Below are 14,363 nucleotides of genomic sequence, written 5' to 3' on the forward strand. Positions count from 1 at the left end.
GTGGTTGACGGTCACGGACATGCTGGTTGACGCGCTACACCGAACAGCGCAAAGCCACCATCCTGTTCTTGCGCGGCCGCAAGATAGGCAGGGTCGCCAACAGCCGCCCATCCGATGTGCGGAACAGAACCTGCGGCCAAGAGGGCTGCAATAAAGCCGCGGCGCGTGGTCATGGATCAATCTCCATCAAGGGAATTGAACCCCGGCACGATGTCGAGGGCAGCCCCGATCTCGACCTCTATTGCCGAGTGCATCGCCCGAACTGACTGCTGCAGCACTTCGATCCGCAGCCTTGCCTGAGGATCTCCCACGTCCTGAAAACCCGGGTCGGTGATACGCGCGGCCGCCGCAAGGACGTCTTCCAGAGCCGCGTCCGTGCGTGGCAAGGCACCATCGGCAAGGGAATGGGCGAAGGCATGCGCTGCCTCGGCCGCCAAGACGACGTTTCGCAAGGACCGACCCGATCGCCAGGCTTCGGCCAGACGCGGGCGCGGGCGCTCGAACGTGCCCATCGGACGGGCGAGCCTGCTATCCGACGTCATCTGCGTGTTTCGCTTGATGGTGGGCATCGATTTCACGGGATCATGGGCAGTCATTTCGCGTGAAGCTGGGCACTGATTTCGCGGGATCGCGGGCAGGTCTGGTCGGCAAATTGAGGATAGTTGCGCCTTCAGGAATGAAGGGGTGGCTTGATGCCGACAGGACGATTGAACATGCGCCGGATACGAGATGTTTTGCGATTGAAGCTTGGGCAAGGCCTGAGCGAGCGGTCCATTGCCGCTTCCCTCGGTCTGAGCAAGGGGAGCGTCGGAAGCTACACCCAACGGGCGCGTCATGCCGGGCTCACGTGGCCCTTGCCGGAGGGGATCGATGACGACAGCCTTGAACTTCTTTTGTTTCCAGCCCCGCCCACGGTGCCGGACGCGGAGCGGCTTGTGCCCGACTGGGCGGAGATTGACCGCGAGTTGCGCCGCCCTGGGGTGACGCGGATGCTGCTCTGGGAAGAATACCGTGCCGCGCACCCCGGGGGTTTTGCCTATACTTGGTTTTGCACGCATTACGAGGCTTGGAAGGGTCGGGTGCGCCCGACGATGCGCCAGACACATGTGGGCGGCGAGAAGGTGTTCGTTGACTTTGCCGGCGACACCATCGACGTGATCGACCCCACGACCGGCGAAGCGCGGGCCATGAAGCTGTTCGTGGCGGCAATGGGGGCATCGAATCACACCTATGCCGAGGCGGTGGCATCGGAGGGGTTGGAAGATTGGATCCTCGCGCATATCCGGATGTTCGCCTTTCTGGGCGGCGTGCCAAAGGCGGTGGTTCCGGACAATCTGAAGTCCGCCGTGATCAAGGCAGACCGGTTTGATCCGGGGCTGAACCGGACCTATGCCGAGATGGCGGCGCATTATGGCACCGCCGTTCTGCCCGCCCGGCCGCGCAAACCCCGGGACAAGGCGAAGGTGGAAGTGGCTGTCCAAGTGGCACAACGCTGGATTCTGGCGCGGCTGCGGAACCACCGGTTCTTCTCATTGGCCGAGTTGAACGTGGCGATCCGGCGGCTGCTGGACGAGTTGAACATGCGCGTGATGCGCGGCTATGGCGCCAGCCGCGCCGATCTGTTTGCCACTTTGGATCGGCCCAATCTTCAGCCCCTACCGCCCGAACCTTATGTCTTCGCCCGCTGGAAGCGCGCCCGCGTGGCACCCGACTATCACGTTGAGGTCGACAGCTCATGGTATTCCGTGCCCTTCGCGCTGATCAAACAAGAGGTCGATGTTCGCACAAGCGGCCAGACGGTCGAGATATTCCATCGTGGTCAGAGGGTTGCGAGCCACGTGCGCACCCCGGGGCGGCGCAGCCATGTCACCGTGGCCGACCATATGCCATCGGCCCATCGTCGCTTTGCCGAATGGACCCCGGCCAGAATGCTGGCGCAGGCAACCAAGACCGGCCCCGCCGTCGCCGCCTTTTGCGAGATGGTGATGGCTGACCGCCCCCATCCTGAACAGGGGTTCCGCACCTGCCTGGGTGTGCTGGCCTTGGTCAAAACCTATGGGCCGGAGCGCGTTGATGCGGCCTGCCAGCGGGGTGTGACCATCCGGGCCCGCACCGTCACCTCCATTCGTTCGATCCTCAAGACCGGCCTCGATCGCGCCTTCCTGGAAGGCTCCGAAGAGGTCGCCCCCCTCCAGCACGCCAACATTCGTGGCGGCAGCTATTACCATTGAGAAAGGACTAAAATGCTGACCCATCCCACCCACGACCGACTGTTGGCGCTCGGCCTGACCGGCATTGCATCGGCGCTCGAAGAACAACGCAGGTCAACCGCCTTCGACGCCCTCTCGTTCGAAGAGCGTCTCGGCCTGCTGGTCGACCGCGAGGCTGCAGAGCGCGACACCAAGAAACTGGCCTCCCGGCTCAAGTTTGCGGCTCTGCGCCAAGATGCCAGCGTCGAGGATCTGGACCTGCGCAGCCCACGTGGTCTTGACCGCAGTGTCATGGCGCATCTTGCCGATGGCGGCTGGATCGCCCGGCACGAGAACCTGCTGATAACCGGGCCGACCGGTTTGGGCAAAAGCTGGATCGCCTGCGCCCTTGGCCACAAGGCGTGCCGGGATGGGCGGCCCGTCCTCTATCAACGTGCGCCGCGCATGTTCGAGGCCCTTGCTCTGGCCCGTGGCGATGGCCGCCATGAACGCATCCTCAAAACCATCGCCCGCATGGATGTGCTGATCATTGACGATTGGGGCCTCGCCGTCCTCACCGCCCCGGAGCGCCGTGACCTGCTGGAAATCCTCGAAGACCGCCACGGCCGCGCTTCCACCATCGTCACAAGCCAACTCCCCGTTGACCAGTGGCACGAAGCCATCGGCGACCCAACGCTCGCAGATGCCATCCTCGACCGCCTCGTTCACAACGCACACCGCCTCACCCTCTCAGGTGAAAGCCTGCGCAGGCGCTCCGCCGTCACAAAAAAGCTTGACCAAATCGTTCAAGCCTGACTCCATGAAAGCGTCGGCCAGCCTGCCCACGATCCCGTGAAATGACTGCCCAGAATGGCGCGAAACGCGTGCCCACGATCGCGCGAAATCAGCGCCCATTCTCCGCGAAATCCGCATCATCTGCAATCCGGCAAGAATCTGGGTATAAAGCACGCCTGTTGCCTCGTCACCGGACAGATAGGTCGCGTTATCGGCCGCTCCGGCAGTGATCAAGGTCCGCGCAAAGCCATCCGACCATGCGCGTTCAAGATCGGTGGCCTGACGCGAAAGATCGGCGGCAGCTGTCCGGACAAGTTCGCAGGTGTAATCCTGAAGACCATACTCTGAAAAAGCCGGGTCATAGAGCAGCATTTCCAGTGCGAACAGGCCGCGGGCCGCGATCGAGATATCTGCAAAGGCCACTGGATCACGCGCGATGGGATCCTCATTGGCTGTAAGTGCCGAGAGTGCGCGCTGCGTGAAACCGCGATCATCGGGCCAGAACGCTATCGACAGCGCTGCAGTTTCGGACGGTCCAATCCGCATGTCTGCAACTTGCGTCCAGGCATCGAACGCGGTCTGAAATGCAGGCCGTACCTGCGCCGGACGACAATCGGATCGCGCAGCGGCTTCCAGCAGCATCGCTGCGTCGGCGAACCGTGCGAAACCCGGCAGAATCTGCGCCGAGACGACCTCATTCACATCGGCCGAAACTGCCGTCGCCGCACAAAGCGTGATCATCGCGGGAAGCAGGACGCGTTTCATAAACTCTCCAGATAGGTGATGAGGGCTGCACGATCGGCGGCAGACATCGTGACCACGCGGTCGCGCGCGGCTTGCGCCTCACCGCCATGCCAAAGAATTGCCTCCAACAGACTGCGTGCCCGGCCGTCGTGCAGAAAGGTTGCATGTCCGCTGACCAGTTCGGTCAGACCGATCCCCCACAATGGTGCGGTGCGCCATTCAGTGCCGGTTGCGCGGGCCTCGGGGCGATGGTCAGCCAAACCTTCGCCCATGTCATGCAGCAGCATGTCGGTGTAGGGCCAGATCAACTGAAAACTCTGTTCAGGCTGATCTGCCAGCCGATGCGTCACAAAGCTGGGCTGATGGCATGAAGCGCAGCCGCTTGCGTGGAACACTTCGCGGCCTTGCAGAACCTCCGGGGCGTCCTCGCCGCGCCGTGCTGGCACGCCAAGATTTCGGCTGTAGAAGGTGACCAGGTCAAGGCCATGGTCGTCGACCTCGAACCCGTCCTGTCCGGCGTCAGCGCCGTGGATCGACTGTCGGCATTCCGACTGTGTTGCCGTGCAATCACCCCACAAGTCGGGAAATAGCGGCGTCGAAATGCCGATGTCACCTGCGAACGCTGACGCTGACTGTTCGCGGATCGTGGGCATCCCCGCCTTGTGGCCGAACCGGCCAAGCATCGGCTGATTGAACTCCACCGACCAGACGATGTTGGGCCGTCCCGAGATACCGTCGCCATCGGCATCGTCCGGGTCGGCCAGCGCAAGAATATCGGCAGCGGGAACTGCCTCAAGCAAGCCAAGGCCAATCATCTGGTTTGCCACCCGCGGGCTGAGCATCGCATCAGGATGCAATGGGCCGTAGCCAAGGTCAGCAGCCGTGTAGGTCGGCCGACGTAATGTCGCAGTTTCGCCTTCGGACAGTGCTATTTCAATCTCTTCATAACCAACGTCGAGCCGGTATTCGGACGGATGCCCGGCGGTCCCGAAATCCTGCAGTTGGCTGCCATAAACTGGGTCGGGCAAGGTGGCGAGGTAGCCTTCGATGGCGGCCATCGCGGCGGCGTGTTCGTTATCCGACGGTGCCGGGATCGAGATGCGGAGGAACATCGACACCGCTGCATCCTGCGGCCCTTCGGGTGGGTGGCCTCGCCCATCCTTGATGTGGCAGCTTTGGCAGGCCCGCGCATTGTAAAGTGGCCCGAGCCCATCCGAGGCAAGCGTCGAAGACGGCGAAGACACCCAAAGCTTGCGGAAGAGGCCATTTCCTACCCGGAAATCAAGTTCACGCTCGAAACTGATATTCCCGGACGGATCGGAAAAGGCGTCCGGGGTGGTTCGGGCGCGTACTGTGGCCGCCCCCCCGGGTAGCGCTTCGAATGCCCCCGTCACCGAGAAATCCAAGGGAAGGGATGTAACGGCCGCGATCCGGGCAGCTTCTTCGGGTGTGCGTGGGATCACGGTCAGGTGCGGATCGCCGAGGTCTTGTGCCACGGCGATCCACGGGGTTACGCCCGCAAGAGAAAGGGCCAACAGGACGACACGACTATTCGGCCTGATCCATTGGCAAGGCGTTGAGTTGGGCATAACGTTCGGCTCCGAGCTTGTCGTACAGGTCGATCTGCGTTTCCAGAAAGTCGATGTGACCTTCCTCGTCTGCCAGCAGGGTCTCAAACAGCTTCATGGTCACGTAGTCGCCCGCTTGGGCACAATACTCACGCGCCTCCCCGTAAAGCGCCCGCGCCTCCTGTTCGGCCGCCAAATCACAGTCCAGCGTCTCGCGAGGGGTCTGCCCTATGCGCAGCGGGTCCAGCTTTTGCAGGTTCGGATGCCCCTCGAGGAAGATGACCCGCGCGATCAACCTGTCAGCGTGCTGCATCTCCTCGATGCTTTCTTCGCGGCTTTTCTTGGCCATGTGGCCAAGCCCCCAGTCCTCTTGCAGCCGGTAGTGCAACCAGTATTGGCTGACCGCCGTCAGTTCGGCACGGATGGCACGGTTGAGGTATTCAATGACTTTCGCGTCGCCCTTCATTGGGGTTTTCCTGTGTTGGTTCGTGGCGCTTGCGCAGGCCACGAAGGTGCATGGGGACTTCCAGGTTGGCATTCTGTCGCATGGTGGCAAGGAAAAGCGGCATGCAGGATCCGCAGTCAGCCGCTTTTCCCAGCGCATGATAGATCTTGCCCGGCGTGATGATCGTGTCGGGATCGGACGCCCGCATCCAGTCGATGGCCGCGTGCACGTCCCGGTCGCTGATGGACTGGCAATGGCAGACGATCATCGGCGCGGCCTTTCGTTACTGAAATACAGCTGCAGGGTTGTCGAGGCTGTCGGACCCTTCAAAGGCGACCGCATCAAGGCCAAGCGCTTTCACGATGCGCTCGATGCTGCGGGTCTGGTCGATCAGCCCGTTCACGCCAGCCATGATCAGCGCCTCGCCCTCGGCATTGCCTTGCGCCAGCATCATGTCATAGGCAAAGCCACCTTCGGCTGCGGTCTTGATCGCGCCGAGCGCCACCATCGACGCATCAAGCCGGGCGCGCATTTCGGTATCAAGGGCCGGGTTGGTCGCGGCCAGCAGCGCGGCCAGCGATGGCCCTTCGATCACGGTGCCGTCGGTGCGGACATAACGTCCGAGATAAACGTTCTGCACGCCCTGTCCGTTGTAGTAGTGGCTGTTGTGGGTATTGTCGGAAAAGCAGTCATGCTCTTCCTCCGGGTCATTCAGCATCAGGCCAAGGCGCATCCGTTCGCCCGCTTGTTCCCCATATGACAGGCTGCCCATGCCGGTCAGCATAGCCACGAGCCCCGTGCCATCATCTGCCATGACGGCAGCGCGCGCGCCCCCACCATCAGCCCACTCGGCAGCCATATACTTCAGATCACTGACCAGAAGTTCGGTCGCTGCCACCAGATAATCCGCACGACGGTCGCAGTTGCCGTTCGTGCAGCCATCGCCTTGCACGTAGTCGGAAGAGGGCCGGTTGCCCGCGCCTGGCCCGGTTCCGTTCAGGTCCTGCCCCCAAAGCAGAAATTCAATGGCGTGATAGCCGCGCGCGACATTGGTTTCGATCCCGTCGGCTTCATTCAGCGTGTCAGCGATCAGGGCAGGCGTGATTGCCCTCGCGTCGATGGCCTGCCCCGCGATGGTGATTGCAGGATTTGCGATCACGTTGAGTGCAGCCAGTTCGTTGGCATCAGTCGGCCCGCCATAGGCTGCATCGACATAATCGATCAGTCCCTCGTCAAGCGGCCACGCGTTCACACTGCCCTCCCAGTCGTCCACGATCGCGTTGCCGAAGCGGTATACTTCCGTCTGCTGATAGGGCACGCGTGCGGCGAGCCAGGCCGTGCGGGCGGCTGAAAGCGTCGCCTCGGAGGGGCTGGCGACAAACGCATTCACCGCCTGTGCAAGCGCCTGCGCCGCGCTGAGGCTGTCGGCATACTTGGCCGCGGCAATGTTGGCATAGGTATCAAGGACGTCTGTCCGGCTGACATCTGCGCGGGCGGCGGTCGAGATCGCCGTGCAAAGTATCAGCGCACATGTGGCGAGGGTGAATGATCTCATTGACTGGACATCCTTATTTCAGTGGAGTGTGGAGTTCTGCGGGTCAAGTGGCCCATGTCGGGCCGCCTGCAGCGCCATCTGTTTCAAGGCCAAGCCAACCGTCTCGGCATGTTTCAACAGGCAAAGAGCAAGGTCCGCCCGTACAAGAAGTGTCGCGATCAGCGCCGCATCTTCCCGGTCGCCTTCCGATGCAGCCGCAATGAAGTTGGCAAAACAGGCTTCATCAGCACCGACGCAGGTGCAGGCAAGATGGTGCCGCAGCAAAGGGCGCCGACCATATCGCAGAAGCATGTCGCAGATTTCGTCGATGCACCGAACGGCTTGCTGCCCGACTTCCGCACCAAGCGATGTGTGGAAGTCGGCGCAGAGGCGATCTCTTGAACCTGATCCTTCGCACCAAAGGCGAAGATAAAGCACAGCGCCAGCCTCAACCGGGCCAAGGTCACGGATTTGCCCGACGGCAGAACCACCTCGAAAAGATGCGTGAGAGGTCATGGACGGGCCATCATTTTGTTAGGATCAGTTTGCCAGCGCGTGTGATGCGCAGAGTATAAACCTGGTCCCGCAAAACGATCCGCGCTTGATTTCCACCATCGGTCAGTTGTTCTGCCGCATATGCGGGTGGTTCGGCGATATAGGTGGGCATCGTTTTAGCGACAGATATCTGCGTCATGGCTGGCTCCTGCGCTCATTTACCATCCAGTCAAGCCAGCACGCCCACGAACAATCACATGAACCTTGCAGTTCGCTCAGGATTTCGAGCAGGTCGGTCTGGGCGACCTCGCCGTCGCGCAGGTCGATTTTCGCTTCCGATCTACTTTTCTGCGCCAGCATCGGCCCTGCCCCTTTTGACCACGAGTGTGCATCGTCGCCCGGGCGGGAGTCGGTCGTGCACAGTTTCCTTAAGTTTAGTAAAATACTCAGGAGTGTCAATCCGAGTCTTTCAGTCGGAAATATTTGCCACCCAAGCACAGGCTTCTTGGGTCCACGACGTTTCGAAGCCACTCGGAAGCGGCTTTGATGATGTGATGGCGCCCCGACGCCATCGATGTGCCAGAGTAAGTCTGCGATGATCCACACAGGCGGACGGTCCTGTTGCCTGTGGTGCAAGACGGAACCCCTGCGCCGGACGGAAGCACCCGGCGCAGGGCGGAACGGTCCGGTTCAGCCTTCCACGCGGGTGCCTGTCGCACGGACCACGGGGATCCATGTGTCGCGCTGTGCAGCGTAGTAACCATCGACCTCGGCATGGGTCTTGGCCGCGGGCACGATCGAGGCCAGTTCCTCGAGACGCGCGCGCATCGCGTTGGACTGCACGATCTCGTTGATCATGCCATTCAGCGCGGTAACAATGTCGTCCGGTGTGCCGGCCGGGGCTGCGATCGTGTTCCAGGTCTGGCTGACGAAGCCGGGCAGGCCGGCCTCTTCCATGGTCGGCACCTCGGAAAGAGCTGCCAGCCGCACAGGGGCAGAGACGCCCAAGGGCCGCACGGCCCCCCCCTGCACCTGCCCGATGGCGGTCAGGGACGGGTCGAACACGAAGCTCAGCCGCCCTGCGATCAGGTCGACCATTGCCTCGGGGCTGCGCGGATAGGGGATGTGGACCACGCCCCCGGCGCCGATGCGCTGCAAGAACAACGCCCCGGTGATGTGGGTGGTGGTGCCCGCCGGTCCGGATCCATACTGGAATGCCGCCGGATCGGCCTGAATGCGCGCGGTCAGGGCGGCGAGATCGGCATCGGGACTATCTGCGGGCACGCACATCACCATCGGAACCTCGTTGATCATCGCGACGCCGCGCAGTGTCGAGGTGATATCGACCGGCAGAGGATCGAACAACGCGATGTTGTGGACCAGCTGCGACGACGTTCCGACCAGAAGGGTGTAGCCGTCAGGCGCGGCATTGCTGACATCCTCGGTTGCGCGCATTCCCGACGCGGTGCCGTTGTTTTCCACGACAATGCTTTGGCCAAGCGCGGGCTCCAGCGCCTCGACAAGGATGCGGGCCACCACATCGGCATTGCCGCCGCCGCCTTGCGCTACGACCAGCCGGATGGGGCCCGCTGCGGGCCATTGGGCGGCATGGGCCACGCGCGGCAAAAGGGACAGGAAAGGCGCGGCGAGTGCCGAGCCAAGCAGCATACGACGATGAATCATCTTTCGCTCCGGGAAAGCAGGAATGTGAGGGATTGGCTGACCATCAGACTGGCGGCTCCACCTGTTATGTCGTATCTGACTAAATCAGTCAACTAAACGAATCGTGGGGATCGTTTGCAACCTTGGGTGACAGCGCGCGCTGTGCGCAGAACAGGACACAGCCGGAGAGGGTTGCCAAAGCCGGTGCAGCGGATGTTGCCAGGGTTGGCAATCGCCGCTGTCGGAACCGTCATACTGGTGCTGGCGCAAGATCAGCCCGCGTGGCTTGGCGGGCATGTTGGCCCGGGCCTGATGGCACAACTGCTTGGGGTGGGTGTGACCGGCCTTGGCGGCGCTTGGGCACTGATCCGTGGGCTGTCGGGCCCGCCGGATCAGACGCGCGCCTCAATGGCGGGGTGTAGCGCGGGCAGCCCTTCGGCGGGCCTGAGGTTCAGCGGACCTGCGCTTCTAGGCGCGGTGCTGGTCTTTGCGCTGACGCTGCCGGTTGCCGGGCTGGTTGTTTCGGCGGGGCTGTCTGCTGCGATGGCTGCCTGGGGCGCGGGCGAGCGCAAGGTGCCTGCGCTGGCTGCCACGGTTCTTGGGCTGATGGCATTGGTTGCGGTGATCGGCGGGATATTGTTGCCGCCGACGGCACCGCTCTGGCCAACTTTGTAGGGGCGCCCGCGATGGACATGGCCGCCTGGGCCGCAGGCTTTGCCTTGGCGCTGACGCCGGAAAACCTGTTCTTGTGCCTGATGGGGGCGCTTTTGGGCACGCTGGTCGGCGTGCTGCCCGGTATCGGCCCTGCGGCCACGCTCGCGCTGTTGCTGCCGCTTACCTTTGCACTGGAGCCGACCGGCGCCCTGATCATGCTGGCCGCGATCTATTACGGCGCACAATACGGCGGCTCCACCAGTTCGATCCTGCTGAATGTGCCGGGGGAGTGTTCGGGCGTCGTCACGGCAATGGACGGGCACAAGATGGCGCTGATGGGCCGGGCGGGCCCCGCGCTGGCGGTGGCGGCGCTTGCGTCGCTGTTCGCGGGGTTGGTCACGGCGGTTCTGATCGCGACGGTGGCCGTGCCGCTGTCATCGATGACCACGGCCATCGCGCCAGCGGGCCTCGTCGGACTGATCGCACTGGGACTGTTCGCGGCGGCGATCATGTCGCCGGGGCCTGCGCTTCCGGCGCTTGCACTGATCCTGATCGGGGCGGGGCTGGGGCTGGTGGGCACCGATTTGGCAGGCGGCCAGCCGCGCTTCACATTTGGCATCCCGGAATTGCGCGACGGCATCGGTTTCGTGCCGCTGGTCATGGGTATCTTTGGCCTGGCGGAAATCATCCGCGCGCTGGAAACCTCGGGGCGGCCCGAAACCATCCGCGGCGTGCGCTGGCCATGGCCCAGTCGCGCCGATCTGCGGGCGGGCGCATGGCCAACGCTGCGCGGCACGGCCGTAGGCTCGGTCTTGGGCGTGATCCCCGGGGCCAGCACGCTTTTGGCCGCACTGGCCGCGCGCGGGCTGGAAAGCAGCTTCCCTCCACGCGACCGCCCGCTTGGCACCGGCGCCGTCGCAGGCGTCGCAGCACCCGAGGCCGCGAACAACGCCGCAGCGCAGGCGGCCTTGGTCCCGCTGTTGACGTTGGGCCTTCCGGGCAGCCCGGTCATGGCCGTGCTGGCGGGCGCGCTGATGATCCATGCGATCCTGCCCGGCCCCGGCTTCATCGCGCAAAACCCCGACCTTTTCTCCGCGCTGATGGCCAGCCTGATCATCGGCAACATCATCCTCGTTGTTCTGAACCTGCCCTTTGCGGGCGTTTGGGCGGCGCTCTTGCGCATTCCGTTCCGCAGGCTCGTGCCGGTCATCCTCGTGATCAGCCTGATCGGGGTGCATTCGGTGCAGAACTCGCTGTTCGACGTTTGGCTGATGCTCGGCTTTGGATTGTTCGGCTGGGCGCTGTTGCGGCTGGGGCTGGAGCCCACGCCGCTGGTGCTGGGCTTTATCCTTGGGCCTGCCTTCGAGGAATACCTGCGGCGAACGCTGCTCTTCTCGCGGGGAGACGCTATGGTGCTGCTCACCGATCCGGTAAGCGCGATTTGTCTTGCTCTGATCGCTGCGGCGGGGATCTGGAAGATCAGAGGGATTTTTCTGCCTGGCCGCAGCGCAGGGGTTCCCAAGTAACGGACATATCGACAGCATTGGAAACGCTGCCGACCGGCTTCGCTGGGCCACCTCGAGCGGGCCAACTCTGTGCTCATCACGATTGTCGACGGCCAGCCCCGCCCTCGGAACGACGCTGTCATGACCGGGAACCACTGCCTTCAAGCCCGCCGAACAGCGCGCCAACCGTCCGCTCCGGACCGGGTGTGCTGCGTCATTCCAGATTGACGTCGCCAAGGCGCGGAGCGTGGACGTGTGTCCGTATCAGGAAAGCAGCAATTGCGCCCGCGATAGCGCCGAACAGGTGGGCCTCCCACGAGACGCCCGGCTGACCCGGCAGAACGCCCCAGAGAATGGAGCCATACAGGACACCGACAAGTAGTGCCGCGCCCAGCGTGATCGGCGAGCGATCCACCAGGCCGCGCGCCACAAGGAAGCCGAACCAGCCGAACACCAGCCCTGAAGCACCGATATGGATGGCGGAGCTTCCGAAAAGCCAGACGAGGCCGCCGCCGAGGCCAATCACCACGGTGTTCACCGACAGCAAGGCCCGCGTGGTCGTGGCCACCAGCAGCACACCCATCACCAATAGCGGCGGCGTATTGGCCATCAGGTGCGCGAAGCTTCCGTGCAGGAGAGGCATTGCCATGACGCCATCCAACCCGCTGACGTGCCGGGGGATCAGGCCGAAGGCCGGGTTGAAGCCATAACCGATGATCCAGTTTGCGACCTGAACCGCCCAGAGCAGTGCGACAAAGGCGACAAGCGCCGTGGCGCGCCGAAAGAATGCGCGCATGTGATCCCGATTTCTCATGTCGGCAAAAGTATACGTCTCCATAGCGCCTTCAACGACTTTCGCGCGCAGCACAGCATGCCGTCTCTGAGTACGCGAATTCGCGGCGGCCAATCCCTTTGCGGCTCAAGCCAAACAAACGGCTGCTTCTGGATAGCGCGATGCGGCATCCGAGCCTGTTCTCCAGGACGGCTCTGGCCCGAACACGTCATCACTGTCCTTTCGGCGTTACGTCCTTCATCCCCTTCCTCAACAACAGAGCAACTTGTTGGGAGGTGAACTTGAACCCCTGTCCGTCCGGGATGCGCTCGGCCGAAACCGGATACGTCGGCCTGCGAGGGTCAATGCCGACAATTCGGAAGGTCTCGCGACCTGTGCTGAACTGGCGGCCGTAATCGGTGGCAGACAATCCGAATGCCCCGGCAAGTGCCTCAAAGTGTAGCCTTTCCGGGTCGAGCGCAGTGCCATCTGGGAGCGGGATCGACACGCGGAAGGCGACATCGAAGCCCCATCGCAGATCCACGCTTGTCATGTATTTTGCCTCGACCACGAGACCGTGGCGGGAAGCGACTTCCTGGCAAGCCTTCAGCATGTCGATGTGCGGGCGCTGGCAAAGCACAGTGGTCAAGTTTCGCGGGGAAGTGGTATTCGACATCGCAGGATCGGAACTCGGAGTTTCCACCAGACGTTACAGCACGCGATGGTGCCGATCAAACGAAGCAGGACACACCCCTCATTCCCTGGCTGCGGCAGAGGGTCAGGCCAGACGGTTAACGGTGAACCTGCTGCATGAGGGTTAAACCCCGTTTTGATCCGGTTTCGCGCGGTCGGGTGCGGGTTTGGCTACTAACGTGTTGGAATCCTGCGCAGTTTGGGTCGTTTTGTTGACCTATTGTTGACCTGGAATGCGGGCATGCAAAAGCCCCGCGGTTAAGCGGGGCGTAAGCGATTGATAAACAAGAGGCTTTTGGTTGCGGGGACAGGATTTGAACCTGTGACCTTCAGGTTATGAGCCCCATCTCCCGGGAGAGCTGCCATCCTGTGATTTCAAGCACTTACAAGATAACCCATTGAACGCTAGACGTTTTCTAACTGCATCGCGCCGCAACCAACCGCAGCGGACGGGTCCAAACGGGGAACGAGGTAGTTAGACAGGTTGACCTATTGTTGACCCGCCTGAAATCTCGCTTCGACAAGTCAGCGTCCGACACCGCGTCAGAATGCAAGTCCCGCAGCACCGCCCCCGCAGGCAGGACAGCGCCGCTGCCAGATGTCAGATCCGTTTGCCCCGTATCGTTTCCCACAACTGCCGCAGCTCATCACATAGACAACCTGATTGTGATCGTTCCCGGGAAGATCCGTTGCCTTCAACACCTCTTGCCCGTTCTTGTTCACGTAACCAAGTTTTGTCGTCTTCCCCGCACTTGATCGGCTCCGTGTCACCGCTGGGTTTGCCCTCCCTTTTTGTTTCTCAGGCGCCTCCCATGGCACACCCAGTATCCATCCTTCAACTTGCGCGACCGCGGCTTCTGGCGGCGTGAGGCTGGGCTTCATTGCCTCAAGCAGCTTGCCATCCTGGGCAGCCTGCGACAGCCATGCCGCAACGCTGTAGGCGTCGTGCTGATCTGGGGTGCGGCCATCTGCTGGGAAGCTGGCACTCCACAGCTTCGGATAGGCCTCAAGGATCACTGACTTACCAATCGGGATGTCCCAGCCATCGAAGGGCCAGAAATGGACCCGATCACCCAGCGCGCGGCGGATGAATCGGAGCCATGGAATTCCGGCATGGGAGGATTTTGCAACCGAGCCCTGCACGTCAAAATGGAACGCCGACTTGGCGCCAGGCGAACGCTCGTCTGTCAGGCGGCGCCAGCGCGAGTTTCCCTCCCGGGCGGCTCCATTGCCAACCGAGCCGTTGCGCACAAAATCGACATATGGGCACCTCTATAAATTGCCCCATCCCCCGCACTTCGGTATGG

18 protein-coding genes are annotated in these 14,363 nt (G+C 62.5%); 5 read left to right on the plus strand and 13 right to left on the minus strand.

The features are described 5' to 3' along the window. Positions 1-11 precede the first annotated feature (11 nt). Positions 12-173 (minus strand): hypothetical protein, encoded by a 162-nt coding sequence (locus tag RNZ50_07735; GenBank protein MDT8854909.1) that lies wholly within the window; start codon positions 171-173, stop codon positions 12-14. A 3-nt stretch (positions 174-176) separates the two neighbouring features. Then, on the minus strand, positions 177-596 hold the full coding sequence (locus RNZ50_07740; protein ID MDT8854910.1) for an imelysin family protein: 420 nt from the start codon (positions 594-596) through the stop codon (positions 177-179). A gap of 96 nt (positions 597-692) precedes the next feature. Here RNZ50_07740 and istA point away from each other — a divergent pair, with 96 nt between their 5' ends. Then, entirely contained in the window at positions 693-2,231 is a 1,539-nt protein-coding gene (gene istA, locus RNZ50_07745) for an IS21 family transposase (GenBank protein ID MDT8854911.1), read from the plus strand. Between the two features lie 12 nt (positions 2,232-2,243). Further along, positions 2,244-3,005 (plus strand): IS21-like element helper ATPase IstB, encoded by a 762-nt coding sequence (istB, locus tag RNZ50_07750; GenBank protein MDT8854912.1) that lies wholly within the window; start codon positions 2,244-2,246, stop codon positions 3,003-3,005. Here istB and RNZ50_07755 read toward each other — a convergent pair. The 5 genes from RNZ50_07755 to RNZ50_07775 are packed head-to-tail and all read right to left on the minus strand — an operon-like array spanning position 2,940 to position 7,296. Then, entirely contained in the window at positions 2,940-3,749 is an 810-nt protein-coding gene (locus RNZ50_07755) for an imelysin family protein (protein ID MDT8854913.1), read from the minus strand. The genes istB and RNZ50_07755 overlap by 66 nt on opposite strands. Further along, a complete protein-coding gene (locus RNZ50_07760) occupies positions 3,746-5,317 on the minus strand; it encodes a di-heme oxidoredictase family protein (protein ID MDT8854914.1) in 1,572 nt (523 codons plus the stop codon). Before RNZ50_07760 ends, RNZ50_07755 begins: the two co-directional genes overlap by 4 nt. Further along, positions 5,277-5,762, minus strand: a complete 486-nt coding sequence (bfr, locus tag RNZ50_07765) for a bacterioferritin (protein MDT8854915.1) — start codon at positions 5,760-5,762, stop codon at positions 5,277-5,279. Before bfr ends, RNZ50_07760 begins: the two co-directional genes overlap by 41 nt. Further along, entirely contained in the window at positions 5,737-6,009 is a 273-nt protein-coding gene (locus RNZ50_07770) for a (2Fe-2S)-binding protein (GenBank protein ID MDT8854916.1), read from the minus strand. The genes bfr and RNZ50_07770 overlap by 26 nt, the downstream gene beginning before the upstream one ends. Positions 6,010-6,024: 15 nt before the next feature. After that, positions 6,025-7,296, minus strand: a complete 1,272-nt coding sequence (locus RNZ50_07775; protein MDT8854917.1) for an imelysin family protein — start codon at positions 7,294-7,296, stop codon at positions 6,025-6,027. A gap of 54 nt (positions 7,297-7,350) precedes the next feature. On the opposite strand from RNZ50_07775, the gene RNZ50_07780 reads away from it, so the two are divergent. Then, positions 7,351-7,677: a hypothetical protein gene (locus RNZ50_07780; protein ID MDT8854918.1), complete on the plus strand. Its 327-nt coding sequence runs from the start codon at positions 7,351-7,353 to the stop codon at positions 7,675-7,677. Positions 7,678-7,801: 124 nt separating this feature from the next. Here RNZ50_07780 and RNZ50_07785 read toward each other — a convergent pair whose 3' ends face one another. From RNZ50_07785 to RNZ50_07795, 3 genes are all read right to left on the minus strand, one after another. Continuing rightward, the gene (locus RNZ50_07785) at positions 7,802-7,942 is read right to left on the minus strand and encodes a hemin uptake protein HemP (protein MDT8854919.1); all 141 of its coding nucleotides are present in this window, start codon (positions 7,940-7,942) and stop codon (positions 7,802-7,804) included. A gap of 23 nt (positions 7,943-7,965) precedes the next feature. Continuing rightward, complete coding sequence (locus RNZ50_07790; protein MDT8854920.1) at positions 7,966-8,130, minus strand: hypothetical protein; 165 nt, start codon at positions 8,128-8,130, stop codon at positions 7,966-7,968. 330 nt (positions 8,131-8,460) lie between these two features. Continuing rightward, entirely contained in the window at positions 8,461-9,453 is a 993-nt protein-coding gene (locus RNZ50_07795; protein ID MDT8854921.1) for a tripartite tricarboxylate transporter substrate binding protein, read from the minus strand. Positions 9,454-9,657: 204 nt separating this feature from the next. Here RNZ50_07795 and RNZ50_07800 point away from each other — a divergent pair, with 204 nt between their 5' ends. Continuing rightward, complete coding sequence (locus RNZ50_07800; protein ID MDT8854922.1) at positions 9,658-10,107, plus strand: hypothetical protein; 450 nt, start codon at positions 9,658-9,660, stop codon at positions 10,105-10,107. An 11-nt stretch (positions 10,108-10,118) separates the two neighbouring features. After that, the gene (locus RNZ50_07805) at positions 10,119-11,612 is read left to right on the plus strand and encodes a tripartite tricarboxylate transporter permease (protein ID MDT8854923.1); all 1,494 of its coding nucleotides are present in this window, start codon (positions 10,119-10,121) and stop codon (positions 11,610-11,612) included. 193 nt (positions 11,613-11,805) lie between these two features. On the opposite strand, the gene RNZ50_07810 is transcribed toward RNZ50_07805, so the two are convergent. The 3 genes from RNZ50_07810 to RNZ50_07820 all read right to left on the minus strand — a co-directional run bounded on the left by RNZ50_07810 (position 11,806) and on the right by RNZ50_07820 (position 14,307). Next, the gene (locus RNZ50_07810) at positions 11,806-12,387 is read right to left on the minus strand and encodes a rhomboid family intramembrane serine protease (GenBank protein ID MDT8854924.1); all 582 of its coding nucleotides are present in this window, start codon (positions 12,385-12,387) and stop codon (positions 11,806-11,808) included. Between the two features lie 208 nt (positions 12,388-12,595). After that, positions 12,596-13,039 carry a hypothetical protein gene (locus RNZ50_07815; protein MDT8854925.1) on the minus strand — a complete coding sequence of 148 codons (444 nt, stop codon included), beginning with the start codon at positions 13,037-13,039 and terminating at the stop codon, positions 12,596-12,598. A gap of 560 nt (positions 13,040-13,599) precedes the next feature. Continuing rightward, positions 13,600-14,307, minus strand: a complete 708-nt coding sequence (locus RNZ50_07820) for a hypothetical protein (GenBank protein MDT8854926.1) — start codon at positions 14,305-14,307, stop codon at positions 13,600-13,602. Between the last annotated feature and the right edge of the window lie 56 nt (positions 14,308-14,363).

This window comes from Paracoccaceae bacterium Fryx2, from assembly GCA_032334235.1.
Classification (GTDB): Bacteria; Pseudomonadota; Alphaproteobacteria; order Rhodobacterales; family Rhodobacteraceae; genus JAVSGI01.